General features: G+C 65.7%; 24 protein-coding genes and 2 pseudogenes. 14 read left to right on the top strand and 12 right to left on the bottom strand.

Features of this window, described 5'->3' with window-relative positions; translation table 11 throughout:
* Window positions 1–393: 393 nt before the first annotated feature.
* Window positions 394–1,851 (bottom strand): ApeA N-terminal domain 1-containing protein, encoded by a 1,458-nt coding sequence (locus ACFQGD_RS18545; protein WP_345393396.1) that lies wholly within the window; start codon window positions 1,849–1,851, stop codon window positions 394–396.
* A gap of 610 nt (window positions 1,852–2,461) precedes the next feature.
* On the opposite strand from ACFQGD_RS18545, the gene ACFQGD_RS18540 reads away from it, so the two are divergent.
* Window positions 2,462–3,352 carry a radical SAM/SPASM domain-containing protein gene (locus tag ACFQGD_RS18540; RefSeq protein WP_345393399.1) on the top strand — a complete coding sequence of 297 codons (891 nt, stop codon included), beginning with the start codon at window positions 2,462–2,464 and terminating at the stop codon, window positions 3,350–3,352.
* Here the strand turns inward: ACFQGD_RS18540 and ACFQGD_RS18535 are convergent.
* The 3 genes from ACFQGD_RS18535 to ACFQGD_RS18525 all read right to left on the bottom strand — a co-directional run bounded on the left by ACFQGD_RS18535 (window position 3,340) and on the right by ACFQGD_RS18525 (window position 6,871).
* On the bottom strand, window positions 3,340–4,212 hold the full coding sequence (locus tag ACFQGD_RS18535; protein ID WP_345393402.1) for a phosphotransferase: 873 nt from the start codon (window positions 4,210–4,212) through the stop codon (window positions 3,340–3,342). The two genes, ACFQGD_RS18540 and ACFQGD_RS18535, sit on opposite strands and share 13 nt — an antisense overlap.
* A 4-nt stretch (window positions 4,213–4,216) precedes the next feature.
* Entirely contained in the window at window positions 4,217–5,008 is a 792-nt protein-coding gene (locus ACFQGD_RS18530) for an AAA family ATPase (protein WP_345393405.1), read from the bottom strand.
* Between the two features lie 438 nt (window positions 5,009–5,446).
* Entirely contained in the window at window positions 5,447–6,871 is a 1,425-nt protein-coding gene (locus ACFQGD_RS18525; RefSeq protein ID WP_345393408.1) for a recombinase family protein, read from the bottom strand.
* A gap of 350 nt (window positions 6,872–7,221) precedes the next feature.
* Between ACFQGD_RS18525 and ACFQGD_RS18520 the strand changes: the two are divergent.
* Window positions 7,222–7,419 (top strand): annotated as a pseudogene (locus ACFQGD_RS18520) (hypothetical protein); the annotation flags it as partial.
* Between the two features lie 125 nt (window positions 7,420–7,544).
* On the top strand, window positions 7,545–8,012 hold the full coding sequence (locus ACFQGD_RS18515; protein WP_345393555.1) for an AAA family ATPase: 468 nt from the start codon (window positions 7,545–7,547) through the stop codon (window positions 8,010–8,012).
* On the opposite strand, the gene ACFQGD_RS18510 is transcribed toward ACFQGD_RS18515, so the two are convergent.
* On the bottom strand, window positions 7,999–8,598 hold the full coding sequence (locus tag ACFQGD_RS18510) for a hypothetical protein (RefSeq protein ID WP_345393411.1): 600 nt from the start codon (window positions 8,596–8,598) through the stop codon (window positions 7,999–8,001). The genes ACFQGD_RS18515 and ACFQGD_RS18510 overlap by 14 nt on opposite strands.
* Window positions 8,599–8,651: 53 nt before the next feature.
* On the opposite strand from ACFQGD_RS18510, the gene ACFQGD_RS18505 reads away from it, so the two are divergent.
* Entirely contained in the window at window positions 8,652–9,023 is a 372-nt protein-coding gene (locus ACFQGD_RS18505; protein ID WP_345393414.1) for a hypothetical protein, read from the top strand.
* Between the two features lie 331 nt (window positions 9,024–9,354).
* Here ACFQGD_RS18505 and ACFQGD_RS18500 read toward each other — a convergent pair whose 3' ends face one another.
* The 5 genes and pseudogenes from ACFQGD_RS18500 to ACFQGD_RS18480 form a co-directional block, all read right to left on the bottom strand.
* Window positions 9,355–9,630, bottom strand: a complete 276-nt coding sequence (locus tag ACFQGD_RS18500; protein ID WP_345393417.1) for a 4-fold beta flower protein — start codon at window positions 9,628–9,630, stop codon at window positions 9,355–9,357.
* Between the two features lie 494 nt (window positions 9,631–10,124).
* Complete coding sequence (locus ACFQGD_RS18495; RefSeq protein ID WP_345393420.1) at window positions 10,125–11,162, bottom strand: alpha/beta hydrolase; 1,038 nt, start codon at window positions 11,160–11,162, stop codon at window positions 10,125–10,127.
* Window positions 11,159–12,682, bottom strand: coding sequence for a flavin-containing monooxygenase (locus tag ACFQGD_RS18490; RefSeq protein ID WP_345393423.1), 1,524 nt, complete (start codon window positions 12,680–12,682; stop codon window positions 11,159–11,161). The genes ACFQGD_RS18495 and ACFQGD_RS18490 overlap by 4 nt, the downstream gene beginning before the upstream one ends.
* A gap of 393 nt (window positions 12,683–13,075) precedes the next feature.
* Complete coding sequence (locus ACFQGD_RS18485; RefSeq protein WP_390183670.1) at window positions 13,076–13,252, bottom strand: SDR family oxidoreductase; 177 nt, start codon at window positions 13,250–13,252, stop codon at window positions 13,076–13,078.
* Between the two features lie 49 nt (window positions 13,253–13,301).
* Window positions 13,302–13,409: pseudogene (locus tag ACFQGD_RS18480) on the bottom strand (3-oxoacyl-ACP reductase); the annotation flags it as partial.
* Between the two features lie 307 nt (window positions 13,410–13,716).
* Here ACFQGD_RS18480 and ACFQGD_RS18475 point away from each other — a divergent pair.
* From ACFQGD_RS18475 to ACFQGD_RS18435, 9 genes are all read left to right on the top strand, one after another.
* A complete protein-coding gene (locus ACFQGD_RS18475; protein ID WP_345393427.1) occupies window positions 13,717–14,577 on the top strand; it encodes a phytanoyl-CoA dioxygenase family protein in 861 nt (286 codons plus the stop codon).
* 52 nt (window positions 14,578–14,629) lie between these two features.
* Window positions 14,630–15,895: a hypothetical protein gene (locus ACFQGD_RS18470; RefSeq protein ID WP_345393429.1), complete on the top strand. Its 1,266-nt coding sequence runs from the start codon at window positions 14,630–14,632 to the stop codon at window positions 15,893–15,895.
* Between the two features lie 38 nt (window positions 15,896–15,933).
* Entirely contained in the window at window positions 15,934–16,233 is a 300-nt protein-coding gene (locus ACFQGD_RS18465) for a hypothetical protein (protein ID WP_390221076.1), read from the top strand.
* Window positions 16,230–16,664: a hypothetical protein gene (locus ACFQGD_RS18460; RefSeq protein WP_345393432.1), complete on the top strand. Its 435-nt coding sequence runs from the start codon at window positions 16,230–16,232 to the stop codon at window positions 16,662–16,664. The genes ACFQGD_RS18465 and ACFQGD_RS18460 overlap by 4 nt, the downstream gene beginning before the upstream one ends.
* Window positions 16,661–18,637, top strand: coding sequence for a branched-chain amino acid ABC transporter permease (locus ACFQGD_RS18455; protein WP_345393434.1), 1,977 nt, complete (start codon window positions 16,661–16,663; stop codon window positions 18,635–18,637). The genes ACFQGD_RS18460 and ACFQGD_RS18455 overlap by 4 nt, the downstream gene beginning before the upstream one ends.
* Window positions 18,634–19,422 (top strand): ABC transporter ATP-binding protein, encoded by a 789-nt coding sequence (locus ACFQGD_RS18450; RefSeq protein WP_345393436.1) that lies wholly within the window; start codon window positions 18,634–18,636, stop codon window positions 19,420–19,422. The genes ACFQGD_RS18455 and ACFQGD_RS18450 overlap by 4 nt, the downstream gene beginning before the upstream one ends.
* A complete protein-coding gene (locus ACFQGD_RS18445) occupies window positions 19,415–20,113 on the top strand; it encodes an ABC transporter ATP-binding protein (protein ID WP_345393438.1) in 699 nt (232 codons plus the stop codon). Before ACFQGD_RS18450 ends, ACFQGD_RS18445 begins: the two co-directional genes overlap by 8 nt.
* A gap of 362 nt (window positions 20,114–20,475) precedes the next feature.
* A complete protein-coding gene (locus tag ACFQGD_RS18440) occupies window positions 20,476–21,540 on the top strand; it encodes an ABC transporter substrate-binding protein (RefSeq protein ID WP_345393440.1) in 1,065 nt (354 codons plus the stop codon).
* Between the two features lie 61 nt (window positions 21,541–21,601).
* Window positions 21,602–22,057, top strand: coding sequence for a saccharopine dehydrogenase family protein (locus tag ACFQGD_RS18435; RefSeq protein WP_345393443.1), 456 nt, complete (start codon window positions 21,602–21,604; stop codon window positions 22,055–22,057).
* A 401-nt stretch (window positions 22,058–22,458) separates the two neighbouring features.
* Here the strand turns inward: ACFQGD_RS18435 and ACFQGD_RS18430 are convergent, their stop codons facing one another.
* Entirely contained in the window at window positions 22,459–23,601 is a 1,143-nt protein-coding gene (locus tag ACFQGD_RS18430) for a saccharopine dehydrogenase family protein (protein ID WP_345393446.1), read from the bottom strand.
* A gap of 369 nt (window positions 23,602–23,970) precedes the next feature.
* Here ACFQGD_RS18430 and ACFQGD_RS18425 point away from each other — a divergent pair, with 369 nt between their 5' ends.
* Window positions 23,971–25,152, top strand: a complete 1,182-nt coding sequence (locus tag ACFQGD_RS18425) for a PucR family transcriptional regulator (protein WP_345393449.1) — start codon at window positions 23,971–23,973, stop codon at window positions 25,150–25,152.
* A gap of 76 nt (window positions 25,153–25,228) precedes the next feature.
* On the opposite strand, the gene ACFQGD_RS18420 is transcribed toward ACFQGD_RS18425, so the two are convergent.
* Window positions 25,229–26,725 (bottom strand): aldehyde dehydrogenase family protein, encoded by a 1,497-nt coding sequence (locus ACFQGD_RS18420; protein WP_345393452.1) that lies wholly within the window; start codon window positions 26,723–26,725, stop codon window positions 25,229–25,231.
* Between the last annotated feature and the right edge of the window lie 13 nt (window positions 26,726–26,738).

Below are 26,738 nucleotides of genomic sequence, written 5' to 3'. Positions count from 1 at the left end.
CGACGCTGTCCAACTCCGATAGGCCAACTGGGCCGACAAGCTCGACCCTCAGTCGAACCGTGCCTTCTCCCTGGTGTTGATAGTTCAGATCGAACTCCGGGTTAGTTCGTCATGCCGACGCTGCTGCTCGAGATTCTGGACCGTGTCGCTCACTTCGTTGGCTGCGTTTTGCAGTCTGATCTGTCGCCAACCGACGAAGGCAGACACGAGTAACGCCAGTGCACCGATGATCAATCCGACCAAGTCCATGGCGCGAGCATAACCAGAACCACCGACAGTTCACTGTCCGTGAATCAGAGGGCGGGCATCCAGCAGTGGATTCGGGCCGCACTCGCCACCAACGCCCTTGGTCCTCCGCCGTTATTCAATGCGCGCGATTTCTGCGCACCAGGACTACTCGGACGTCGTCAGGAGCTTCTTGAACTGGTGCGCTGCCCACTGGATCTTCGGATGATCGAGTGCGCGCCGTTGCACCTCAGGACTCAGCCCGAGCTTGGACATCGCGACGAGGCACAAAAGCGCGTATGTGATTTCCAGCAGCCAGAACGCAGACGATGAGTCCGTGCTTTGTCCCGACCGCTCATTCGCATGAGCGAGGTCATGCCGAGCGTTCTTGAGCCTTGCCGCCCACTTGGCGCGGTCGGTGAGGAGCTGGTCCACAACGTCTGCATCAGGCAGGGACGCCAACTCCAACATCCGTTCGTTGTAGGTGGGATCGTTGCGCAGACCCCGCTTCACGAACTCGCGGAGGTGTACTGGTTCGTCCGGGATGGCATCCAAGAGTTTCGCCTTCAGCTCTCTGTAGGTTGCCTTAGGAAGCGGCGTCGACGTTGGGCAGAGCGCCCTGTGAATGCTCTCGGCTGCGGTAGCCACGCCGAGGAGGCGTGTGCCAACGTAGCCGGTGCTGATGTAGCGCAAGCCGAACAAAATGTTGAAACCGAGGCGCGCGCTGTCCTTGAGCGCGAGCCACCGAGGAACCAGCTCGGGGAAGTCGAGGTCGCGTAGCGTGAACAAGAAATTGCGGTGCGGACCTTCCGTTTTCTCGATATCGGATTGGAACACCTGGCGGCCGACAACTTCGGTTTCCTTAGTATCGAACGGTCCTGGATGGGCCTCGGAAGTGGGAAGGATTAAGGACCGTCCGCGCGAGCCGCAAGGCTCGTACGCGCTGAGGGTGAGAAGGTCTTGTATGTCCTTGCTGACTGTGTCGAAGGCGCCGAAGGGCACCGGCTCCGGCGCGTCAAAGTCCAGAATGGCCCGCTCGACCGTCTCCATCGAGCTCCTGTTCGCGACAGGGCTGTGGGCGATGTTGAACTCCGTGCTTCGGACTCGCAGCACAATCGTCATACCGTTATAGGTCGCGGTCACCGGTGGGACTGGATGGGTTGTGGCCTGCTGCTCGCGGATGCCGGTTCCGCCTTCACCCAATTGGACGTGCAGATCGAAGGTACTTCGGGTAGACCAGTGCAGGAGCCGCTCGAGCTGCAAACGGGCTCGAACGAACACTGGTTCGTCAAGACTCCGCAGGTGGATGCCACGCAGAACGCGGTTGGGACTGAGGTCTTGTTCGACGACGTCCTGAAACAGGCCCCCGCTCGTGTGGGTGGCATGGGTATCGATCAGGGTGAAGCGCTCGCTGCCGGAGGTGCCGTGAATTAGCGGGAAGTCGCGAGAGTCGATACTGACCGTGTAGCCGTTGCCGCCTGGTAGAGCCTGGCGAATCTCCGTGTCAAATCCGCCGACCAGCTCAAGCCTTGCACGGCCGTCATCGGCGCAATACAGAGTGCCGGGAACAACGACCTCGGGATCTTCTGGCACCCGCCAGTGGCCTCGCCAACTTCGCTCGCTCACGGAACCACGATAGCTACGCAGTTTGCATACTATGGCTCGCACCGGGAAAGCCCGTGTAGTAGGGACCACGGTCGGCCCGTTGACCATCAAGCATCGCGGTCGGAACCTCGTCCGCCAGTGTCGTAGTCGAGCAGCGTCGTCCTCGGTTCCTCGGTTTCCTTCTGGGCAGCGTCGAGCGGGATGGGCGTGGGGCAACGGCGTCGCGGTCGCCGCTGCTTGAGGCCCTGGTCGTGATGGCACGGTCGTCCGGTCGTGCCGCTTCCTTAGATTGGGACACAAACGCGTCGGCGGCGCCGCACAGGAGCGCTCCAGCCCGCCGTGCGCGGCATTGACGCTCGTTTCGTGTCAAGTCGGCACCAGCCACTCTGGGACGTCCCAGTTTTCGCAATGCCGAATGTTGCGCCACCCGTCGGATGATGCTGTTTCCGCATCTCCTTGATCGGACCGGCCTGGCAGTGTGGAGACACGGTTCGCCGACCGCGTGCGGGCCCGTGGCCGGGTCGGCGGCGAAACGATGCATGCTCGGGAAGGTTCGTCGCGGCGCGGGAAGACGACATTGTCGGTGCCGTAGGCCACACTGGACCGTGTCGATCGCGTCAGGGAGGTCGAGGTGGGGACAGGGACATCGTTTTTGTGGTTGGAGATCACCGGGCGGTGTCAGTTGGAATGCGGTCACTGCTACGCCGAAAGTGGTCCGTCCGGCACTCACGGGGTGATGACGGCCTCGGATTGGCTGCGAGTGCTGGACGAGGCATCGGAGCTCGGTGTGGGGATGGTGCAATTCATCGGCGGGGAGCCGACGCTGCACCCGGACCTGGTTCAACTGCTCAGGCACGCGGCGCGGCTTGGGCTGGAGGTCGAGGTGTTTTCCAATCTGGTGCATGTTACGTCGTCGCAGTGGGAAGCTTTCGAGCTGCCAGGGGTGCGACTGGCGTGTTCGTACTATTCGGACAGTCCCGCTGAGCATTCAGCGGTGACCGGGCGCGCAGGCAGTCACGCACGTACCAGGGCGAACATCGCGGAGGCCGTGCGGCGCTCGATCCCGCTGCGTGTTGGCGTGGTGGACACCTTCAATGGTCAGCGCGTTCAGGAGGCTGTGGCAGACCTCGCGAGCGTGGGCGTCACCGATGTCGGCCACGACCGCCTACGGCAAGTTGGTCGCGGCATTCGCGAGGCCGAACCGGGCGTGGACCAGCTGTGCGGCAATTGCGCGAATGGCGTGCTGGCTGTCTCCCCCAGTGGAGAGGCATGGCCGTGCGTGTTCTCGCGGTGGCTTCCGGTCGGCAACGTTCGGGACACATCACTGTCCGAGATTGCCTCCGGGCCGCGGCTCGCGGAAGTCCGTGAACATCTGGATGGCCGGTTCGCCACTGCCGGGATCTGCGTCCCGGAGATGTGCGACCCGCAGTGCGGACCTCGATGCGGCCCGGCATGCATGCCGCAGGGCACCCGGCACCCGTGCGCACCTCGGGGTGGCTGCCGACCGAACTACGGCCGGTAACGACGTTCACCGCTCGGCTGGGGTGCGTCGAGCGCGGCGATGTGCTCACGGAGCGGGTGTTCGAGTTCGGGGTAGTCTCCGTTCTCGATGCGCCCCAGCATCCGGGCGGCGACGGCTAGTTGCGCGATGCGACCATCGGGGCCGTCGAGCACGTCGGCGAAGGTGGAGCGGACCTGGTTCGCCACCGCCGGTACGAGCAGGCTGTGGCAGTACAGAGTCGCGGCGTCGGTACCGACGGGCCCCTGACCCCAGAGTTCCCAATCGAGGATTCCGAGCTTCGGCGACAGCAGGTTGGCCCAATGCAGGTCGCCATGCACCGTCACCCAGCGCTGGACACGCAGATCCGCGCCGAATGCCGCCGCGCTGCGCCGGGACACGATCTGTTGATCGGCGTTGATGCGCCCGGTGGGTGTGTTCCGGAGCTTCTCGAGGTTCGCTCGTAGCTGATGCCACCAGCTTTCCGGCAGGTGTACTGGGCGGTGCAGGACCTCGGTGGTCGACACCGGCGTGCCGGGTAGCAGGGTGAACAACTCGGCCCGTTGCCGCCTGCCGTCGTCGTCCCACTCACACACATCGAGCAGTTGCGGTTTGGCGATGCCGAGCAGCGCGTTGGCGTCGGCGTTCCCCGTCCAGCCATCGCCGCTGGCCCACTGCGGATAGTCGGAGACGACGCGCAACCAGCACCACGCGCCTGCCCGCGATCCCCGCACGCCGATGCTGCGCAACCGCCACCCGAACACGAGTTCGCCATCCACAGCCACATCGAAATGACGAGCGGCCGTCGCGAGGTTGGCTCGCATCCACTCAGCGAACCTCTCGTCCGAGACTTCCATCTCCAGCACGGGCACTTCCTCGCTCATCCCGTCAGGCTTCGTCCTCGTCGAGCAGGTGCCGCAGGTACCGCTGAGGGGAGGCGAGGAAATCCCTGGTCAGCCGGACCGGTAGCGCATGGTCGTAGTCGGTCGGTGAGATTTCGCCGTCGTCGTCGATCTCATAGATCGTGGCGCCAGGCAACGCGAGCAGGATCGGCGAATGCGTGGCCGCAACGACCTGGCAGCCTTGGTCGGCCAACTCGGCCAGACGAGCGAGCAAGGCCATGCAGCCGCGCACCGACAGCGCCGCCTCGGGCTCGTCCAGCACGTACAGCCCGTCGGGCCGGAACCGATGGATCACAAGATCAAGAAACGACTCGCCGTGCGAGCGTTCGTGCGGTGAGATGCCACCGTAGGCGGGCAGCAACGGGCCCGCGACCCCGTCTTCGTCCAAGCGCTCGATCTCGGTGGCCACGTTGTAGAAGGACTCTGCGCGCAAGAAGAAGCCCGAACGCGGTTTACGGCCCTCCCAGCTCAGCACCAGTTGATCCCCCAGCGAAGACTCCGAGGCCCGCGTCACGAACCGGAAGTGCTGGCTGCCGCCCTCCGGGTTGAACCCAGCGGCCACTGCGATCGCCTCGACGAGGGTGGACTTGCCGCTGCCGTTCTCGCCCACCAGGAAGGTCACCCCGGGTGCCAGCGATAGTCCGTCAGAGTGGATCAGCGACGCGACCGCAGGCAACGTGAACGGGTACCGACCCGTGTCGGCCCCGGGCGCGAGTCGAACATGACGCACGAACCGGGCCGCGGCGGTCTCCGACGCGGACGTTCCAGCTCGGTTCATCGCACACCTCGATCCATACCCGCAGTGTAGAGAAAGGCCCACCGAACGGCCGTGAGGAAGGTGGTACCTCTCGGCACTTCCGTGGCAAGGTCGTCATCCCGCCCAGCGCAACGGCGAAACGAACTGCGCGGTGAGGTATCGAACTGGTGGCATAGCACCCGCCGTTGCACCTTACCTGGCCACCTGCTCAACCAGGTCAGTGATGTCGACATCCGCCTCGCCACAAAACGATGGCGCTCGATGTAGTGATGCATCCCTCGGCCCCAGTGATTGATGAGCCATGGGCACACTCCGCGCGTGCCTTCGGTTCGACTATGCCTTGGACACCCCGGCTGGACGGCCGACATCGCCAGAGCTAGGATCTTCGGCCATGGAGTCGAATCCCCGAAACGGCGATTCCTCCCACGTGTGCGGGGCCGAATCCCCTCGGACACGTCATTACCACATGCGCTGTTGGAACAGTGCATCGTCTGGAGCGCCGAGGTCGTGGGTGCCCTGCTCGTGGGTGACGGTCGATCCTGTCGCCCGGCAGATGATCGTGATGTTGCGGTCGCGGATCTCGGCGGCGATAGCGTGCAGCGTACCCGTGAGGCTGTACCGCTCGGCGAGGTCGGCGAGCAGGTGATCCTCGCGGACATAGCGAATCTTCAGGCGGCCTGGTTCGCGTGATCGGCTGCTGGTCTGTCCGTGGCGGCAGCGGTAACCGGCGCGACGGTTGACCCAGTGGGCTTCCATTCGTCGTTCGCACACCCCGCACAGCACGAGCCCGGTGAGCAGGTAGGTGCGAGTGCTGCCGTCGGCGGTGGGTCGGGCGGCGCGGATGGCCTGGGCGGCGACGAAGTCATGCTCGGAGATCAGCGGCGGGTGCGCGACCGTCTGCGAGATCACCCACTCCCCCGCCAGTTTCTGCTGCTCGTCACCATCGAGGCTCGCCGCGCTGTTGTCGTCGGTGCCGTGGCGGTTCCACACCTGTCGTCCGGTGTAGCGCGGGTTGGCCAGGATGCACGCCACCGTGCGTAGCGTCCACGCCTCGCCGGTGCGGTGCCGGTTGCGACGCCGATCGACGCGCGACGGGCACGGTACACCGCGGTCGTTGAGTGCGCGGGCGATCCCGGCGACGCTGCGCCCAGCCAGCCGCTGGGCGAAGATCCACCGCACATGCTCGGCGGTGGCCGGGTCGGGGGCCAAGCGATGCGCCCGGCGTCCCCAGCTGGCGTGCGCGGGATTCGGGTGCGGACCCGCATCGGCCAGCCGATACCCATACGGTGGACGCCCGCCGAGATAACGGCCCTGCACGCGCGCCTGGCCGCGCATCGCGGTCAGCACACGATGGCGAGACCGCAACACCTCACGCTTCGACTGCGCGCCCAACAGCAGCATCAACGCCTGATGCGTCGCGCTGGTGAGATCAACCGGGCCGCCCGCCTCCGGCAGCCACAACCGCACCCCGTGCCGATCCAGCACCGCGGCGACCGCGGCGGCCTGGTCGTCCTGAAACGCCCGCTCGTACTCGCCGACCACCACCGCATCGACCCCACGCTCCGGCTCCGCGACCGCGGATAGCAGCGCGGCGGCTTGCGGGCGCTCCGGCCACGGCAGTCGCCGCGAGATGCCGATATCGAAGAACTCCGCCACGATCACCCCACGGCCCGCGATCACGCCCTCGGCGACCTCGCGCTGCCACCGCGACGACGACTCCCGCTCCTGATACGTCCGCGTCGACATCCGCCCGTACAGCGCGAACCGCAACCCCGCCCCGTGCGCGAGTCGTGGCTTGGTCGTCGCCCTCGACTGGCGAGACCGAGCCCGCTCGGCCCACCCCTCCAGTGAATCCTCACCGACCCGAGCCATATCAGCCGCCATGCCCTTACTCCCTTCCTCCAGACCCGGAAGGAGACGCACCACCAGGTGCGGAATGACCCCGTAGAGCCGTGAGAGCTGCCCCATTCATCGCGAGGTCGGGTCGGAGCAAGAATCCGACCGATGGTCAGGCCACGAGAGACAAGAGGCATCGCTCGGATCGACCCCATCTACGCGGTGGCGGCTGCTGGGCCCCGGACCCGGTTGGCAGGATCCCGGGCAGCCCAGGCGTCGCTGCTGGTCGCGCCTGCCGAAAGGGGTCAGACTGGGTGCATGAGCCAGCAACCGTCACGTGGGCCCGCCGACGGGGTGACGTCCTGGGAGACGCAGTGCGCCGTGCCGAGGGTGGTGTCATGAGCCGGTCTCGCCGCTCCCCCACGCCGTCTGGGGCAGTTCGTCGGGCGGGTGGGTTCGTGCGAAGCGTGTCGGTTGAGCCGGGCGCGGATACCGGCCGGTATCCGTTCACGTTGCCGGCGGTGCGGTCGGTGATCCAGGCAGATGGTCTGGAGTTGGATCCTGGGGTGACGTTGCTGGTCGGTGACAATGGCACCGGCAAGTCCACCCTGGTTGAGGCGCTGGCTGTCGCGGCGGGGTTCAACCCGGAGGGTGGGTCGCAGTCGTTCCGGTTCGCCACTCGCGCCAGCGAGTCCAGCCTGGGCGAGGCGCTCGTGCTGCGTTGGGGCACATCAAGCCGCGCACCGGGTACTTCCTGCGGGCGGAGTCGTTCTACAACGTCGCTACCGAGATTGAGAACCTCGAACGCGCCGATCCCGGCCTGCTCGCCGCCTATGGTGGCCAGTCGCTGCACGAGCGTTCGCATGGCGAGTCGTTCCTGGACCTGGTGGTGCATCGCTTCGGCCCCCACGGCTTGTATCTGCTGGACGAGCCGGAAGCGGCCTTGTCGGTGCGGGGCTGCTTGGCGATGCTGACCCGGATCACTGACCTCGTCGAGCAGGGAAGCCAGTTCGTGGTGGCGACCCACTCACCGATTCTGCTCGCCGTCCCCGGCGCCCGCATCCTGCAGATCGAGCCCGACGGCACCATCGCCCAGGTCACCTACGACGAGGCCGAACCGGTCTCTCTTACCCGCGCGTTCCTGACCGAGCCTGATCGGTTCCTGCATCACCTGTTCAGCGACGACTGAGTTCAGCAATGATCCCATCGGCCTGGTGGTGCAGCGGCACGGCCAGGTCCGGGTAGTCGCCGGCGTTGACGCGCAGCAACATCCGCCCAACCACATACAGCTGCGACAACAGGCCGTCGCGGCTGTCCAGCTCCGCGGCCAGTTCGACGCGCACCCGCTCGGCCATCTCCGGCACCAGCAGCGAGTGCAGATACAGGCAGGCCGCGTCGAACCCGGCCGGGGCCACGCCCCAGCCCTCCCAGTCCGCCAGGGCGCATTCCGGGGCCAGCAGGTTCGCCCAGTGCAGATCGGTATGCGCCGCGGCCCACTCCGAGACGCGCGTGTCGGCGACGCGATCGCCGAAAAACACCGTTAGTCGTCGGGAGATGTCCTCCTGCCGTAGATGCACGCGCATGGTGTCGACCTCGCGCAGCGCCGCCAGTGACGCACGTAGCTCGCGCCACCAGTCGTGCGGCAGCTCCAACCGGTGGCGCAGCTCCGGGGTGGACGAGCACACCCGCCCGGGCAGCAGGGTCATCAGCTCCGCACGTAGCCGCATCGTGCCGTCGTCCCAGTCCCAATGGCGCAGCACCTGTGGCTTCGCCACGCCGACGATGGCGCTGGCATCGACGTTGCCGCAGTATCGAAGAGGCCAAGCGCATGGCGCCGGATCTGGTCGCGGCGATGCTTGATGTGCCGATTGAGGACGTGGAGGTGGATGTCGACTTCCACCTGCCCGGTGGTCTCGATGACGAGATCGCCGCCGCCCGTGACGCGACGTTCAAGGCAGTGAAGGCTCAACGACTGGCCGCCGAACAGCAGCGGAGCGTGGTGCGGCAGCTAAAGCAGGTGGGGTTGAAGAACAGGGACATCGCTGCCGTGCTCAAGGTCTCGAACCAGCGTGTCAGCCAACTCGCAGCGAAGTCGACCGCCCGTAATCCGGCCAACACGGGGAAGTTGGTTACGTCGGCGGCGGCGAAAGGCCGCTCAGTGAAGGCGAAGTTCCGAACCGGGGTAAAACGGCGCGGGTAGCCCCTGTTTGGTATGGATCTAGGCCGTTCGTGAGGCTGCCGCTTCCCGGAGGGTGCCGACATCGACGGCGGTGCCTAGGGCGGCGCGCTCGAAGGCGTCGTCATACGCGCCGGTCTGACGCAATCGCCGTCTACACCGGGCTCAGGACAGCGGCAGCGACGATCGTCGCGGCGCTCGTTCCACCAATCTCACCGGCTGGCGCTTCAGTGTCGCGGTGATCTGCTGGTTTGTTGCGACGATCACGTCGCTCACCACGGTGGTGCCGAAGTACGTCATGCTTCATAATGACGCGCGCTGATTGATCTCCGTGTGCTGTCGGCTGCTTCGGCGCTCAGTCGGGAAGCGACGGTTCGTCGCCCCAGATTGCGGACACGGCGCCGTTGGCCATGGCTGATCCCGCGCGCGCCGCGCTCACGGTAGGGCTACCGATCGAGGCGCTATCGGTCGAGCGGTAGACGACGCGGTCGCCCACAATCGTCCCGAGGTAGCGTCCATTCGCGCCGTAGATCTTGTTCCCGCTGATCCGTCCGACGTAGGTGCCAGATCGCGAGTAGACGTTCGGTTCGGACACCTGAAGGGGCCGACCGTTCTTGGTGTAGAGGCTCATGAACGTATTACACCACTTGGCACCGACGATCGAACTGCAATAGCTACGGGCGGCGCATCGACGAGAGCACTGTCCAAGACAGCAGGAGGGCAGACGCACCACATTGGCAGCGTAGGGCCGCGGTCACCGAAGCTGCAGGTCAGCGCCGTAGATCAGCCTGGGCTTGGGTCCACTCCCCCAGGACACCTCATAACCACACGGCGTCAGAAGCACGCGCCGTCGCTGCCGGGAAGGTGAGCAGTTTCCTGGCGTCTGCTGAGTGTCCCGCCCGGGTACGTACCCGGCCAAGCCAGAAGCGGTGCCAGGCGGATCACGACAGCGAGGAATAGTGAACCGTCCTGTGGTTTCATGCTCTCGGGATTCTGTGAGCAGGCCTGTTGGTAGCTCACGTGTGGCGCATAGCAGTGAGCTTCGGGCTTGGATGGGTGGGACGTGGCCGAGTCGGTGCATGAGGCGATGCTGGTTGTACAACGGGTTGGTTGCCCTGCGCCGCGTTACGCGTTCGCGAGCCGCTTGGCCACCGCTGCCACCAACCGCTTCATCGCCTGCTTGCTTGCGGGACTAAGCGCCGTGAAGGACACATAGCCGTGCACGAGACCGCTCTCGTGAATCACCTCGGTGGGCACGCCAGCGTCTTTCAGGGCGGCGGCATAGGCGAGCCCGTCGTCACGCAACGGGTCGAAACCGGCGACAGCAAGGATTGTCGGCGGCAAGCCGGCAATCCTGCCTGACACAAGCGGGGAAACGCAAGAGTCTCGGCGATCCGTTCCCTCGGGCAGATAGTGGCCCATGAACCAGCGGACCTGCTTGGCCGACAGCGCCGGGGAGTCGGCGAACTCGTCCTGGGAAGGACGCCGCTCTGAGATGTCAGTCACCGGCTGAATCAGGACCTGGAGTAGCGGCTGCACCTCCTGACCGAGGACCTGCTGACAGAGCACCGCCGCGATGTTGCCACCGGCGCTCTCACCGGCGACGACGATGCGATGCGGGTCGATGCCCCACTCTGCGGCGTGCTTGACGGCGAACTCCCAGGCAGTGAGTGCGTCCTGATGCGCTGCTGGGAAGGGATGCTCAGGCGCCAGTCGGTACTCGACAGACAGGACATCAGCTCCGGTTCCGTGCGCAAGCATTCGCGCCGGGGCGGCGTAGCTGGCTCGACTTCCCAGGACGAAGCCGCCACCGTGGAAGAAGATGATCACGCCGCGCGACCGCTGACCCGAGCTGTACCTGGTCGCCATCAGCCCATCGGCGATCTTCAGCTCGTGCTCGATCGAGCACGGATCGATGCGGTCGGCGAAGAGCATCGCGTCGTCCTCGGTCACTTTTCGGGCCGAGACAGCATCCAAATCACTGTAGTCGTCTCCCGCAGCGGTGATCTTCATCAGGAGCGCGATGTCGGGGGACATGCGTTCGCCGTTGCGGTTGACCGGCGGGCGCATGAGAATCCGCAGGATCGGTGTCGGGATCCGGCTCAGCGCAATGAGGAACGCGCGCTGAGAACGCTGACCCACGGTCAGTCGCGGTCTGGTCACTTGTCTGCTCCGACCGTGGTGAGATCGGGCGCTTGAGCCGTGTGAGCGGAGAAGCGCAGGTTCTCGTCGATGAGATGACCCTTGAACAGCCTGTTGTCCTTCACGAAGGTCGTGCGCATCTGCCATGGCATCTCGGTGCCCTGGCGGGGAAGATCCTTGAGGGACCGCCGCATGTAGCCCGAAGAAAGGTCGACGAGATCCTCGGTGCCGAGACCCTTGGGGATGATCGGCACGACGATGTCGTGGCCGTTTGCGTCCATGTGCCGCAGCACATCGCTGACGAAGCGACACACGTTGGCGAGCCGGAGGGTCCAAGATGCCTTCGTGTAGCCGAGCATCATGGCCCAGTTCGGGACGCCAGACATAAGTGCACCACGGTAGAGGACCGTGTCGGCCACCTTCACCGGGTTCCCGTCGACCGTCTGCTGGATGCCACCGAGCATCTGCATGTTCAGACCTGTGGCAGTGACGACGAGATCTGCTTCCAAGGTCTTGCCGGACTTCAACAGGATGCCGTTCTCGGTGAACCGCACGATGTGGTCGGTGACCACGTCGGCGCTCCCGTCGCGCAGTGCGGCGAAGAACTCGCCGTCCGGCGTCACACAAAGGCGTTGGTCCCAAGGGGCGTACGGCGGGTTGAAGTGAACGTCCACGTCGACGTTGGCGGGGAGTTCCTTCAGCGCCCACTTGCGCAACTGCTTGCGTCCCCAGTTTGGGTACTTCGTCAGGGCGCTGACGAACAGGTAGTCAAGCCAGATGTTCTTCTGACGCGTGAGTAAGTATCCCCACTTGGCGCCGAACAACTTGGAGAGCGTGACGGCGAGCTTGTCCACGCGGGGTAGCGACACGATGTAACTCGGCGTGCGCTGGAGCATCGTCACGTGCGCCGCCGCACCGTCCCCCATCAGCATCGCCGGAATCATCGTCACGGCCGTGGCGCCGCTACCGATCACTACGACGCGCTTGCCGCTGTAGTCGTAGTCCTCGGGCCAGTGCTGAGGATGGAGAATGTCACCGCTGAACTCCTCGCGGCCATCGAAGTGGGGCGTGTAGCCCTCGTCGTAGTTGTAGTAGCCGGTCGCGCTGAACACCCAGTTGGCCTTGATCGTCTTCTCGCGCTCGACGCCCGCATCGTTGGTCACGACCACCGTGAGGGTCCATCGAGCCTCGGCGCTCGACCAGTCGGCCGCGATCACGCGGTGACCAAGCCGAAGCAGATCCTTGAGGCCGTGCTCCTCCACCGTCTCGGCGAGGTAATCACGAATGAGTGGCGCCTCGGCGATGGCGCTCTCGTGCCGCCACGGTTTGAACTCGTACCCGTAGGTGTGCAGGTCCGAGTCCGACCGGATGCCGGGGTATTTGAACAGGTCCCACGTGCCGCCAATGGAGGCACGTGACTCCAGAAGGAGGACCCTCCGGTCCGGGAAGTCGTTGATCATGTACTTCGCCGCACCGATACCGGATACACCAGCACCGATGATCACGACGTCGACAGACTCGACCTCTCTTGTGTCCTGCATGATGCACTTCCTTCATTAAGGGCGTCGTGGTGTGGGACCATCAAACGGGGAGAAGCGTGTGGCGCTCCACACACTCCTGCCCCAGAATCAGCGGGCCATCGGTGCGGTGTGCACATACCGCGGGTCTCGGGTCCCCCGCTTCGAGCGACATCTGCGTTGGCGATCCCGGCATCGATCCCGCCGAGATGGCTGCACTCCCTGGTGACGAGGGAGGCGATCCCGGCCTCGATCGCTGCGTCGCCTGGCAGGCCACGGTACCGATTTCGTCCGCAGTCGCCTTTGCGCTGTCCGGGCCGAGGTAGTTGACCGGTTGGGCGCCTCCGGTGACGAGACAGGCTGTGAGCGCGCGCCCGATCCCTCGGGCGGCGCCCGTGACGACGCCGCGTTGCCCGTTCACTCCACGCCGCCCATGAAGGCGAGGCCGCCATCGATGACCAGGGTCGGCCCGGTCACCCATCCGGAGTCCTCGACCAGGAGGAAGGCCGCCGCGCTGCCGACATCCTGCGCGGCACCGAGCCGTTTGAGCGGTACTGGGTGGCGACCTCGTCTTCGCGGCCAGCGTAGAGCGATGTGGCGAACGCTTGACCCCGGAGACCGAGGAGAGATTGACGATTGATCCGCCGTGCTCGTTCATCCAAAAGGAGTGAACCTGCTGAGTCCAGCCCAGGACAGCGAGGCAGTTGACCTCCACGATTTTCCGGGCGGCGGCGAGGTCGAGCTCGATCATGGGCCCGCTGACCGGGTTGATGTCGGCGGGGCCGCTGCGGCGCTGGCAGCAACGATCGTGTCGACGAGTCGCTCGCGACCTGCATTGGATCGCTCGAGCGAGGTGCATCATGCACCGGCGAGGGCGCCAGATGGGGGCCAGATGGCGTGGATCCAGGCATTCGACCGCGACCAGACTTCTGAGAGTCAGATCACAAGAAGAAGGCCGTACGCCTTCGACGATTCCGTTTTCTGAGGATCGCGCCGGCCGACGGGAAGGTTTCCCAGGACCCGGACGCGTCCAGACGATGAGGAGGAGTGTCACCACCATGTCCACTACGAAAGTCAGCCTTCGTCGAGTGCCGAGCTCAGCCCCGATCGCCGAGATCATGTCCGTCTTTCACGAAGACGGCGGTGTCATCATCGAAGGGTTGCTTACCCCGGAGCAGGTCGAACGGGTCAATCGAGAGATCGAGCCGGACATCCAGGCAATGCAGCCGGGTTCCAAGCACGAGAACGAGCTCGTTGCCGAGTTCCATGGACGCAACACCAAGCGATTGACGAACTTGGTGACTCGCAGCAAGACCTTCGCTACTGAGGTCATCGACCACGACCTGGTCAACGCGTTGGCTGAAGCAGTCTTCCTCGAGGAGTCGGGCACCCACGCGATGACCACCACGCAGGTCATCGAGATCGGTCCGGGTAACGCGGCGCAGATGCTGCATCGAGACCTTGAGAACTGGTTCCCCTTCGTCGGCATGGGACCGAGCGGTCCCGAGGTCATTATCAACTTCCTGATCGCGCTCACCGACTTCACGGACGAGAACGGCGCCACTCGCGTCATTCCCGGCAGCAACCACTGGCCCGACTTCGAGGACCGCGGCACGCCGGAGCAGACCGTCCCGGCAGAGATGTCGCCAGGTGATGCCCTCTTCTTCAGCGGCAAGACTGCTCACGGCGGAGGAGCGAACCAGACGACCGACTTCTACCGTCGTGCACTGGCCTTCGCCTTCAACGCTGGATACCTTGTCGGCGAGGAGGCGTACCCCTTCTTGGTCGACAGGGAGCTTGCCAAGACTCTCTCGCCGCGCGTGCAGCGCCTCATCGGCTTCCGGTCCCAGTACCCGACGGGCTCCCCCGGGCTCTGGCAGGTCGACTACAGCGAACTTGCAGACCACCTCGGTCTCTGAGAGACCACGATCCGGCTCCGGGCTTTCACAACTAGCAGGTTGGAGGCCATCTGTGGCTTGGGCGAAAACGACCGGTGCCGTCGTCGGCGCGGGGATACTTGTCGCGTTGAGCGGGTCAGTGGGCGTCGCGAACGCCCAGGAGTCGCCAGACGCCGGTTGTCCGGTCGTGGCTGCTGCGCAGGGCGTGCAGCTGATGGTGAGCAAGAGCGACGACCTGGCATTGCAGGCTCCGGCCGGGCTCTCCGTTCCGTCCGCTCAGGCGTGTGTGAACTATGCGCTGGACAAGTCGACAGCATTCGCGAGCAACCCATACCCGGGCGAGACCGTCCTGACGGCGCCCGGGCTGGTTCGCGGGCAGACCGGCGCGCCAGTTCCCGATTACCCCTGGTATGCGAGTTCGGATTATCCGTCGAGCAAGCGCGCCGGCTACCGCGAAGCGACCCTTTCTCTCAGCGCGAGCAGTACCGAGACTGGGAGCAATGCCGACGCCCGTTCCGATCAGTCAACTGAAGCATCAGCGGCCGGGTCGACCGTCGCGACGGCGACGGCCAAGGTCGATCCGGCATCTGGGGCCTCCACCTCGACGGCGGCGTCGGACACCGAACCGCTGCTGATCAACGACGTCCTGCGGCTAGGCCGGGTGCACAGCACGGCGGAGGCGCGGCTGTCCGAGGACGGAAATGTCAAACGCAGCTCGCAGCTGGAGATCGGCCACACCACGGTTGCCGGCCAGGAAGTGAAAGTCACCCCACGGGGCCTGGAGGCGGCGGGACAGACCGTCGGTTTGCCTGCCGAGGAACCGGCCGACGTACTCGAACAAGCCGGCGTCACGGTCCGCTACCTGGCGGCTGAGCGGAGCGCTTCTGGCGTGCTCTCGGCCGGCGTTGAGATTCGAGCGCGCAACGAGGATCCACAGACGGGCGCCGTGACGACCGTCCACTATGTAGTTGGCCGGTCGTTCGCAGCGGTGGCGCCGGTAGAGCGTGCAGCACCGAGCCCGCAAGTGTCGAGTGCCCCGTCGCCATCGCCAGATTCCGGTAGTTCCGGCGTGGCCACGGTGAGCGGTCCTGCTCCTCCAACCGCGGAGGCGCCAGCCGCCGGGGCGCCGGCGGCTCCGGTGGCCGCAGGCCAGGTTCCGGAGACGGCTCCAGCACCGGTGCCGGAGCCCGCCGTCGCCGCACCCGTGACGCCGGCTGGACTCCCGCTCGACATCGGGTTGAGCGGCGCCTATCTCGTGATCGTTCTCGGCGCGCTGGTGATGTTCGCCAGCGGCACGTTGCTGCGCCTGTTGGGAGTGAAGACGCGATGGATCTCATGACACGAGCGCGAACTCAGTGGGACCGCTTGCTCGCCATAATGTTCGCAATCGCCGGAGCTGTGGTACTGGCGACCGGATGGTTCGGCGTGAGTGGCACGGCGTATCCCGCTGAGCAGATGCCGTACCTCATCAGTGCCGGACTCGGCGGCTTGTTCCTGCTGGGTGTGTCGGCTGTCCTCTGGCTATCCGCTGACCTGCACGACGAGTGGCGCAAGCTGGACCGGATCGAGAACGCCGTCCTCAGCGCACGGGCGGACGCCGATCAGATCATCGACAAGACTCAGATCATCGACGAGACGCGGGAGTTGTCGGCCGTTGGGGTGGAGGCCCCGTCATGACATCGTCGAATGCTTCGCGGCTTGCCTGGCGGGATGGCGACATCATCACGGTGGCGGTAACGACGGCGATCGGGCTGTTCGTGCTGATTGGGGCGTGGTTTGGTGCGAGTGGTTCGGGTTCGGTCTCGCAGCAGATGGGTTGGCTGAACCTGGGCGTCGCCGGCGTCACCGTCTTCGCGGCCGGCAACGCGCTGTGGCTGCTGCGGGGACGTCGTGCCGTCGGTGAGCGGCGGGCGTCGTTGGTGTGGCTGGACACCGATGAGGACGAGCAGGCCGCGCCGTCGCGGGCCGTTGCGACCGAGTCATCGCACTTGGTGTGCATACCGGGCGCGGCCCGGGTGCATCGCGCTGACTGCCCGCTGGTCGCTGACAAGCACGTCGAACCAGCGGATATGGCCGGCTGCAGACCGTGTGGGGTGTGTACGCCGTGACCGAGCTGATGACCTTTGTGCTCATCGGGATCACGACCGGGTCGGTGTACGGGCTGGCTGCGATGGGGCTGGTGTTGACGTACAAGACCTCGGGCATCTTCAACTTCGGGCACGGGGCGATCGCCGCCGCGGCCGCGTTCGTGTTCTACGAGTTGCACACGGTGCGCGGGTTGCCGTGGCCAGTCGCGTTGATCGTCGCTGTGGTGGCACTACCGCCGATGATGGCGCTGGTACTCGAACGCATCACACGCGTACTGTCGCGCGGCACTCCCACCCTCAAGATCGTGGGCACCGTCGGGCTGCAGTTGGCCATCGTCGGTTCCTTGCTCGCCGTTTACGGCGGATCGATGCTGGACTTCCCGGCGTTCCTGCCCATCGACACGGTGGAATTGCTCGGTGTCCTGCTGGGTGTGGACCAGCTGATCACTGCCGGGCTCGCGGCCGCGGGTGCCGTCGGCTTCTTCGTTTTCTTCAGGATGTCGGCGATGGGGGTGCGGATGCGGGCGGTGGTGGACGATCCCGACCTGCTTTCCCTGTCTGGTACCAGCCCCTTCGTCGTGCGGAGCTGGGCGTGGCTGATCGGCACGTGGTTCGCCGCGCTGTCCGGTGCCATGCTTGCTCCGACGATCGGGCTCGACGCGATGATGCTGACGCTGCTCGTCGTGCAGGCGTTTGGGGCGGCGGCGGTTGGCCGATTCTCCAGCTTGCCGATGACCTATGTCGGCGGGCTGCTGGTTGGGGTCCTCGCGGCGCTGGCGACCAATTTCGTGTCGGGTTCGGAGATCCTGTCGGGGCTGCCGCCCGCGATCCCGTTCCTAGTGCTGTTCGTGGTCCTGCTCGTGGTGCCGCGGGGGAAGCTGGTCGAGATCGGCGGGCATCGCGTGGCACCGCTTTCGGCGCCGCTGGTCAGCACACGCACAGCGCGGATACTTGGCCTGCTGGCTATCGTGGTCGGGGCACTGGTGCCCTTCGTCGTCGGCGCGAAGCTGCCGGTGTATGCCTCCGCACTCGTCCTGGTGCTCGTGTTCTACTCGCTGAACCTCCTGGTGCGCACGTCCGGGCAGATCTCCTTGGCCCACGCCGGCCTGGTGGCCGTCGGGTCGGCCGCGTTCTCCCATCTAGCCGTCGGTGCGGGCCTGCCCTGGCTGATGGCGGTCGTGCTGGCCGGGGTCGTCGCGATCCCGGTCGGTGCGCTCGTGGCGGTTCCGTCAATCCGGCTGTCTGGTCTCTACTTGGCCCTGGCCACTTTCGGGTTCGGCCTGCTCCTGGAGAATGTCCTCTATCGATCGGAGCTGATGTTCGGACCGACCAACACGCTACCCGCACACCGCCCAGCACTGTTCGAAGGCGACACCGCCTTCTACTACGTGTTACTCGCTTTCGCCATCGGCTGCGGCGTTGTCATCTCGATGATCGGCCGCAGCCGGCTGGGCCGACTGCTCCGCGCCCTCGCCGACTCACCGACGACCCTGTCCACACTCGGACTGGGCACCAACGTCACCCGGATGACAGTGTTCGCGATCTCGGCGTTCATCGCGGGTGTGGCCGGGGCCTTGTGGGCATCAAACGGCCACTCGGCCACCGGCGCGCCGTTCACCTCGTTCGTGTCCCTCACCTGGCTGGCGATCCTCTTCCTCCACCCCGGTACTGGTGCCGCCCAGCCCATCTTCGCCGCGACAGCGCTTGGTGTGGTGCCGGCATACATCACCAACGAGACCGTCAACGAATGGACTCTGGCATTCTTCGGCATCGCCGCAGTGCTCGTAGCGATCTACGAATCCACCAGGACCGCCCATCGCAGCGCGGCGCGTCACGTCACGGCGGCGAACAGCTCACGCGCCGCGGATCGACTGGCCGGAACAGGACCCGCCGCGGAACGGCTGCGCTCGGCGCTCGGCGCCGCCAGCAAGCGATCGACACCCGACTCGACCCGGGTCAGGGTCGCCACTTCCATCTCGGCGAGGACGCGATGACCGGCAACCACCGCGACGACTCCGGCCTGCGGGTGGACGGACTGACCGTCCGCTTCGGCGGCAACACGGCCGTCGACAACGCCTCCTTCCACGCCCCCATGGGCACGATCACCGGACTGATCGGACCGAACGGCGCCGGAAAGACCACCACCTTCAACGCCTGCTCAGGCCTACTGCGGCCGACAACAGGAACAATCGGTCTCTCTGGTCAGGACATCACCCGTCAGCCACCAGCCGGACGTGCCCGCAGTGGTCTCGGGCGCACATTTCAGCGCATGGATTTGTTCGACTCGCTGACCGTCCAACAGAACGTCTCATTGGGCCTGGAAGCGCGTGTCGCGGGCAGCAATCCGCTCAAGCAACTGCTCAGCCCGCCAGCCGAACGTACCGCCGTGCGGAACGCCACCGAGGAGGTCCTCGACGTGTGCGGTCTGACCGGCCTCCGCGCCGAGCCGGCGGGATCGTTGTCGACCGGCCACCGTCGCCTGGTCGACCTCGGCCGTGTGCTGGCTGGCGGCTTCTCGCTTCTCCTGCTGGACGAGCCTTCCTCGGGACTGGATTCCGCCGAGACCCGCCGGTTCGGGGCCATCGTGCAACGCGTGGTGGCCGAGCGCGGCTGTGGGGTGCTGCTCGTCGAGCACGACATGGCCCTGGTGATGTCGATCTGTGACTACCTCTACGTACTCGACTTCGGCGAGATGATCTTCGAAGGCACCCCCGCCGAAGTGCGCGCCAGCGAGGTCGTCCGAGCCGCTTACCTGGGATCGGAGGCAGTCGATGCTTGAGTTACGCCAGATCACCGCCGGCTACGGGGGCACCGCCGTGCTGCGCGACGTCTCGCTGTGGGCGCCGCCGAACTCGGTGGTCGCGCTTCTCGGCACCAATGGTGCCGGCAAGACGACCCTGCTCCGGGTGGCGTCCGGGCTGCTCGAACCCACGGTTGGACAGCTCCTTCTGGACGGCGAGGACGTGACGGGCAGCCAACCTCACGCGCTGGCTCGCCGCGGTGTCTGCCATGTCCCAGAAGGCCGGGGCATCTTCCCTAACCTCAGCGTCCGCGACAACATCCTCGTTCAGGCGGCTGGTGGCAACGCCGATGAGGCCGTCGAGAAGGCGGTATCGGCGTTCCCCATCCTGGGCAAGAAACTGACGCAGTCGGCCGGATCGCTCAGCGGTGGACAGCAACAGATGCTCGCCCTCTGCCGGGCTTACGTGACCGATCCCGCGTACGTCCTGCTCGACGAGGTATCGATGGGCCTGGCGCCGGTCGTGGTGGACGAACTCTTCGAGTTCCTGGGCAAACTCGCCGCCCAAGGTGCCACGCTGCTCCTCGTCGAGCAGTACGTGTCCCGGGCACTGGACCTGGCCGACTACGTCTATCTCATCAATCGCGGGCACATCGAATTCGCAGGCGAGCCAACCGAACTCGACAGCGACAGCCTCATCGCACAGTACGTCGGTGCGAGTTCGGATTGAACGGAGGTATGACCGTAATGACACACCGACGCAGGCGTCGCGTGCTCGCACTCGTCGCAGCTGCCAGCCTGGTGGCGGCCAGCTGCGGGACGAGGCTGAGTCACGACGACATCGTGCGGGCAGGGGGCAGCACAGGAACGTCCAACGGCCAAGCCGCACCTGCCCCCTCGGCCCCGGCGGACGGAGTACCCGGAGTCCCGGGAGAGACCGGGCTCGCAAATGAGTCGGGTACGGCGGGCACTGGGTCAGGTACCGCCGACACTGGGTCAGGTACCGCGGGTACTGAGTCGGGTACGGCGGGCACCACCGCGGTAACGTCCGCGACCGACCGTCCGGGTGGGGGGACGCCGGGTGGACCGATTGTGATCGGTAGCGTCGCGGATTCGTCCGGACTCGGCTCGGCGGGATACGACCAAGTGGGAGACGCGCTGCGGGCGTGGGCCGCCGTCACCAACGCTAAGGGTGGCATCGACGGGCGACCAGTCAAGGTCATCATCAAGGATCCCGGAGGCGACGCTGCCAAGGCGCGCAGCCAGGCACAGGAACTGGTCGAGAAGCACAAGGTAGTCGCGCTGGTCGCCAATGACGGCTGGACCTCCTCCGTCAACGCGTGGAAGGACTATGCCGAGAAAAAGAAGGTGCCCGCGATCGGCGGGAATTGCTACGCTACGGTCTGGGAAACCAGTCCCACCTTCTTCAGCCAGTGTCCTTCCTTTGACGCGCAGCTTTACGGCTCCGTCTTCCTCGCGGCGAAGCACGGCCAGGGTACGAAGTTCGGCGGTCTGTTCTGCTCGGAGGATGCGGTCTGTACGACCGCCAAGGACCGCTGGTTCGGTCAGGGCTACGCGAAGCGTGCTGGACTCGATCCCGTTTACCAGGCAGACGTCTCGCTAAGCCAGCCGGACTACACCTCCGAGTGCATCCAGGCACGGAACGCCGGTGTTGAGATTCTTGCGCTAGCAACGGACTCGGCCACCACGAAACGGATTGCATCATCGTGTCGCAGGCAGAACTTCACCCCGGAGTACCTCATATCTACGTCCGTGGCGGAACCGGACCAGGCGAAGTTCATTGACGAGATCATCTCGGCGCAGCAGGCGATCCCGTTTTCCGGAACTTCCACGCCGGCCTACCAAGAGTTCGCGGCGGCATGGGAGAAGCATTATCAGGAACCACCTAACCCACTGGCGGTCAATTCATGGGCTGCGGCAAAAATCTTCGAGAAGGCGGTGCGTAGCGCGAAAGAGATTACTCGTTCAGGGCTGATCGATGCACTTTACCGATTCAAGAAAGAGCGGTTCGGAGGGCTGACCGTTCCGCTGAGCTACGGCCCCAAAGGCACCGACAGCGTCGACTGCGTTTTCTATATGAAGGCGTCGGGCGGCAACTGGAGCGCACCCCAGGGCGACAGGCCGGTCTGCTGGTGAGTGGGAACTCCCCCAACAAGTACTCAACACAGCTGGCCCGTTCTACCGCTTCGGTCGGGAGGTGCTGAGCGCAGCGATCGCCACGACCACGAACTACCTCGACATCTGCGACGACTGGGAGCCGACGCTGCAGATGCTCGAGCTTGACGGGGCGGCACGCGCCGCCGGCGTCACGGCAGTGATCGGCATGGGCGCGAGCCCCGGCAGTAGCAACCTGCTCGCCCTGCTCGCGATGAACCAGTGCGACACGGTCGACCGTGTCTACACGGCGTGGCGCGCCGGCGCGCTTCCGTCCCCGCCGATGGCGAGGAGCCGCAGACCAATGCGGCTCTCGAGCACTGGGTGCGCAACTGCACTGAGCCGATCAAGACCTGGCGCGGCGGACGGCTCGTTGACGCCTGGGGCCATCATTGCTCGCGGCATGACTTGCATTCCCGAGCGGTCCTTCGGAAGACCAGATGAAGGTCGACCCGCTGGTCGGCCCGACGGCGAGCAGCGCGATTGGCCGCCCACCTGACAATGTTTGGGCAGCGAGCACCACCCCGAGTCCGGCGATCGCTCCAACCGAAAGGTCCCATTGTCCGGCGATCAACGGGATGAGAGCGCCCAATGCGATCACGGCGATCACGGCCTGGCTGCCGAGCAGGACGTTTAAGGTCGCAAACGTGAGAAAGTGCTCGGAGGTCTTCGGCCAGAGACTGAGAACGCACCGACGAGTGCGCTCAACACCGGCAGCGCCAAGGCTTCGACTTAGGACGACCATCGGCGTCTGGAGTATTCGCCTGTCCGGTCGTACGAACCCGGTTGCACGTCGGAACTCGGCGCGGTGGGAGACAGTGCTGAGGGCGGCCGCGAGACTGCCCGACCTCGAGAGCTTCCGATGCCGAGCAGCGACAGCCTGACGCCGCCCTACCTCAGCTAGTCGCTGATCTCGTCGGCGACCACGTCAAAGAGCGGGCGGTCCATCGCGGGATGCACGTACAGCGGGTCCAGCGCTTCCATCAGCGGGGCGAAGGGGACCACTTCCTCGGGCGTGACCACCCCAGGTCGGGCGATCTTGCCTTGCAGCATGAGTCGCACGGCCATCGCCGCCGGAACGCAGGTCCCTCCGGCCATCAGTCCGTCGGGCCAGCGCTCGAGGCCGGCCGACACACGTGTCGGCTTGCCATCTCGCTCGCCGTGCGCCAGTGCCCACACCAACGGCATGCGCACGCTTCTCGGGGCGTCGGCGGGTCTCGGGAAACCATCCTCGACGAGTACGGCTGCCTCGTGAGCGGTGAGTTCGCCGGTGTCGACCCTGGCCATCGCGGCCTCGAGACCGTCGAACCACCATCCGGGTGCCACCATCACGTTGACGCAGGTTCGGAGATTCGGGAAGACACGGGGCAGCGTTACGGCCTCGGGATGCCCGATGGTGCGAACCTCAACCTCTCCGCGACCCGGATACATGAGTGCCAGCCGCTCGAGCGGTCGGACCAACTCAGCGCTTCCGTCCTTGAGGACCTGGACCTTGCCCGTGCACTCGTTCACGAGGTGAACGGTCGCCGCTGCCGGGCGGGGGCCGCCGGGTTCGGTTCGTGCCCCGGCCAGGTCCCACCCCGTGTACAGCTCGTCCACACGGTCGAGCTCGGACGCCGCGCGGACCGCAAGGAGGTTGGAAATCCCGGGGCTCAGACCCATCCCGACGAGTGCGGTGATGCCCGCATCGCGGGCGCGACCATCGAGATTCAGGACGCCGAGCGTCGGCTCCCAGTCATCGTTGATGTCAAGGTAGTCACACCCTGCCTCGATGGCCGCAGACAAGACCCGCCCGCCGAAGACGGTGAACGGCCCGAGTGTACTCACCACGACGCGGGCGTCGCGCAGGTACGCCGCGTAGTCATCCGCCAGCGCATCGAAGCCGACAGGCTTCACCTTTGGCCCCAGTTCCTCGGCCAGGGCGCCGAGTCGCTCCACGTCACGGTCGAGGACGGCCACTTCCGAGACCTCTTCGAAAGTGACCACCGTCTCCACCAGCTTGCGTCCCATCGCACCGGCTCCGCCGACGATCACGACCTTCACGACGCATCTTCTCCGTTCCTGTTGTTGGTTGGACCAGGATCTGGGCACTGTTAGCGACGACCTGCGCTGCCAGGCTGGTGCCACATTCCATAGGGACCTCCATGCTGGGCTGCGCGGCCGAACCCCTTCCACGGCAATCACGCTCAGAGGAGCGCCCGACCAGGTGCACTTTGCACCGGCAATGGTCGGGGTCTGGGCGACTCGACCGACGCGGCCCGAGGGGCGCGTTCGTTAGCATCGAGGCCCACCGGATGCGCCCGGAGAAGGACGTGCCGTGCGCAGCCGGTCAGGCACGAATGCGAGGAGGGCGCGGTGGAGGTGGACAGGAGACAGCCTTGGCCCCTGCCGAGCTTGGAGGTACGTGAGGCCATGAGCAAGCTGGCCATGGACCACGCAGCCGAGGTGCTCGACGTCGCCGACCAGGGGTGGAGGGCAGGCCAGGACTGGTTGAAGCACCGGACCGTTGCTGACGGCGAAATCCTGGCCGACCTGGATCGGCGTTTCAGCCGCAACGGACTGATGCACTGGGTGCAGATGACGATCGCGAATCCTGGGTCCCGAGTCGAGATTCATGAGTTCCCCGAACTGGAGAAGTACAGTCGCGACCTGGCGCTGCGCGGCATCGACCCTGAGGAGGCCGAGGCGTGGCGCGCCCTCCAACGGGTTGTCCTGCACTGGTGGATCTCCGCGTGTTTCACCACGTCCTTGGAGCCCGATGAGATGCGCGAGCTGATCGAGGTCTCGGTGAACTCGCTCAACACCTACCAAGACGACCTTGTCGACGCGATTGCGGCACATGTGGAGAAGGTCCGCGACGAGCTGGCCGGCGGGCCGCAGGTGCAGCGGCTGGCGACCGCACAGCTCATCCTTCAAGGGGCGCCGATCACCCGGGCCCGTGCCGAGGCTCAGCTCGGCTACCCACTGACCGGCCACCACGTAGCCGCGATCGTGTGGGTTGACTCTGAGGACGACGTCGGTGAGCTCGAACTGGCCGCGGAACAGGTGATGCGGGCATGCGGTGCGCAGCGACGCCTCACCCTGGTGGCCGCTGTCTCGGCGCTGTGGATCTGGCTGCCGGTGGCCGAGGTTCCCTCCCGGGCCGACCTTGAGGCCCACGTGGCCGAGACGCCCGGCGTTCGGGTCGTCCTTGGCCGACCCGGGGTCGACGTCAACGGCTTTCGACGAAGTCATATCGATGCCGTGGCCGCTCAACGCCTCCTTTCCCGGCTTGGCTCGCGTCGACGTGTTGTTCGGTTCGGCGATGTGCAGATGATCTCGCTGCTGACCAGTGACATCGCCGAGGCGGAGCAGTTCGTTGCCGACACGCTGGGGGCGTTGGCGACCGCCGATCCAGAGCTGCGCCACACGGTTCGAGTGTTCATCGCCGAGCAGTTCAACGCCTCGCGGGCCGCCGAGACGCTCTTCGCTCACCGCAACACCATTGATCGGCGTCTCGCACGCGTCGAAGAACTGTTGCCTCGCCCCCTGGGACAAGACCCGGCAGCTGTGGACGCGGCGCTGGCTCTCCTCGAGCTGAAGGAGGGCCGCTGACCCCACCGGTTGGTTGCCGGGCGGTGCGAGATGCCTACCGCCGCACCGCCCGGAGCGTGTCCACGCCGGTTCGGCGTCAGTCGCCGGTGCCCATTGCGCCCATGCCAACCATCACGTGCTTGGTGCGGGTGTAGTCCTCCAGCGCGTAGACCGAGTTGTCGCGGCCGTATCCGGACTTCCCGAAACCGACCCATGGCATCTCAGCGACAAATGTGATGTGGCTGTTGACCCATACCGACCCGAAGTTCAGGCCCTCTGTGAAGCGCAGCGCGCGACCGACGTCCCCCGTCCACACTGAAGCAGCTAGACCATATTCGACGTCATTAGCCCTGGTCAGCGCCTCGGCTTCGGTGTCGAAAGCCTCAATTGAGATCACCGGACCAAAGACCTCCTCGCGAGCCATCTCCGAGCCCGGCGCGATGTCGGTCAGGACGGTGGCTGGGTAGAAGAAGCCGGGCCCGTCCGGCACCTGGCCTCCCACGACGACCCGAGCGCCGTCAGCGCGGGCACGGTCCACCATCTGCGCGACCCGATCCCTCTGTGCCGCGCTGATGAGGGGGCCGAGGTCGAAGTCCGCGCCCGAAGCAGCGTCGGCACTGGTCAGCTGGGTGGCAGAGGCAGCCAGGACATCGACGACCTGATCCTGTATATCTGCATGGCAGAGCACCCGAGTCGCGGCACCGCAGTCCTGACCGGCGTTGCCGTACGCGGCTGCGGTGATCGTCGCTGCGAAGTGGTCAAGGTCTGCGTCCGGGAAGACGACCACGGGGGCCTTGCCGCCGAGCTCCAAGTGGACACGCTTGACCGTGGCAGCCGCGGCGTTGGCAACCAGCTGGCCAGAGCGCACGCTGCCGGTGAGCGCGACCATGTCGATGTGGGTGTGACTGCTGATCGCCTCACCCACCACTGCGCCGTCGCCGACCACGATGTTCAATACCCCATCGGGCAAGATCCCAGTCGCCAGGTCGGCCAGGACAAGTGTGCTCAATGGAGTGAGTTCCGAAGGCTTGAGCACCAACGTGTTGCCAGCCGCGAGGATCGGCGCGATCTTCCACGACGCCATAAGGAGCGGGAAGTTCCACGGGGTGATCGCGCCCACGACGCCAACCGGCTCCCGGCGTATGTAGGAGACCTGCCCGTCGGCGTACTGGCCCGCAGCCGGCGCCTGCGCCGTGCGAGCCGCTCCAGCCATGAACCTCAGTCCGTCGGAGACCAGCGGGATCTCGGACGCCGCAACGGCAAACGACTTGCCGACGTTGAGCGCCTCGAACGCCGCAAGCAGGTCGCTGTGGGCATCGATGGCGTCCGCGAATCGATTCAGGATCTCAAATCGCGTCCCGGGAGTGAGCCGCGACCAGGATGACTGCGCGGCGCGCGCGGCAGTGACGGCAGCGTCAACATCGGCGGCCGTGCCGACGGGCGCAGTCCCCAGTCGTGCTCCCGTGGCGGGCTCGACAACCTCCGCGATGTCGGTGCTCGTGCTCTCGATGAACCGGCCACCGATGTACTGCGCACACGGCAGCTCGTCGATGCGCGATCGGGCCTCGGCGAAGATGTCTTGGGAAAGAGCCATGTTCCAGTCCGGT

The sequence above is a fragment of the Haloechinothrix salitolerans genome (assembly GCF_042662605.1).
Taxonomy (GTDB): domain Bacteria; phylum Actinomycetota; class Actinomycetes; order Mycobacteriales; family Pseudonocardiaceae; genus Haloechinothrix_A; species Haloechinothrix_A salitolerans.
The sequence above is the reverse complement of the archived record's forward strand: the minus strand, read 5'-3'. Positions and strand labels throughout refer to the sequence as shown.

Bases quoted from the DNA above. Each gene is read 5' to 3' on its own strand.
- ACFQGD_RS18535 (WP_345393402.1), bottom strand. From the start codon at position 4,212: ATGAGCGAGGAAGTGCCCGTGCTGGAGATGGAAGTCTCGGACGAGAGG.
- ACFQGD_RS18530 (WP_345393405.1), bottom strand. From the start codon at position 5,008: ATGAACCGAGCTGGAACGTCCGCGTCGGAGACCGCCGCGGCCCGGTTC.
- ACFQGD_RS18525 (WP_345393408.1), bottom strand. From the start codon at position 6,871: ATGGCGGCTGATATGGCTCGGGTCGGTGAGGATTCACTGGAGGGGTGG.
- ACFQGD_RS18505 (WP_345393414.1), top strand. From the start codon at position 8,652: ATGGCGCCGGATCTGGTCGCGGCGATGCTTGATGTGCCGATTGAGGAC.
- ACFQGD_RS18500 (WP_345393417.1), bottom strand. From the start codon at position 9,630: ATGAGCCTCTACACCAAGAACGGTCGGCCCCTTCAGGTGTCCGAACCG.
- ACFQGD_RS18490 (WP_345393423.1), bottom strand. From the start codon at position 12,682: ATGCAGGACACAAGAGAGGTCGAGTCTGTCGACGTCGTGATCATCGGT.
- ACFQGD_RS18475 (WP_345393427.1), top strand. From the start codon at position 13,717: ATGTCCACTACGAAAGTCAGCCTTCGTCGAGTGCCGAGCTCAGCCCCG.
- ACFQGD_RS18465 (WP_390221076.1), top strand. From the start codon at position 15,934: ATGTTCGCAATCGCCGGAGCTGTGGTACTGGCGACCGGATGGTTCGGC.
- ACFQGD_RS18460 (WP_345393432.1), top strand. From the start codon at position 16,230: ATGACATCGTCGAATGCTTCGCGGCTTGCCTGGCGGGATGGCGACATC.
- ACFQGD_RS18450 (WP_345393436.1), top strand. From the start codon at position 18,634: ATGACCGGCAACCACCGCGACGACTCCGGCCTGCGGGTGGACGGACTG.
- ACFQGD_RS18445 (WP_345393438.1), top strand. From the start codon at position 19,415: ATGCTTGAGTTACGCCAGATCACCGCCGGCTACGGGGGCACCGCCGTG.
- ACFQGD_RS18425 (WP_345393449.1), top strand. From the start codon at position 23,971: ATGAGCAAGCTGGCCATGGACCACGCAGCCGAGGTGCTCGACGTCGCC.
- ACFQGD_RS18420 (WP_345393452.1), bottom strand. From the start codon at position 26,725: ATGGCTCTTTCCCAAGACATCTTCGCCGAGGCCCGATCGCGCATCGAC.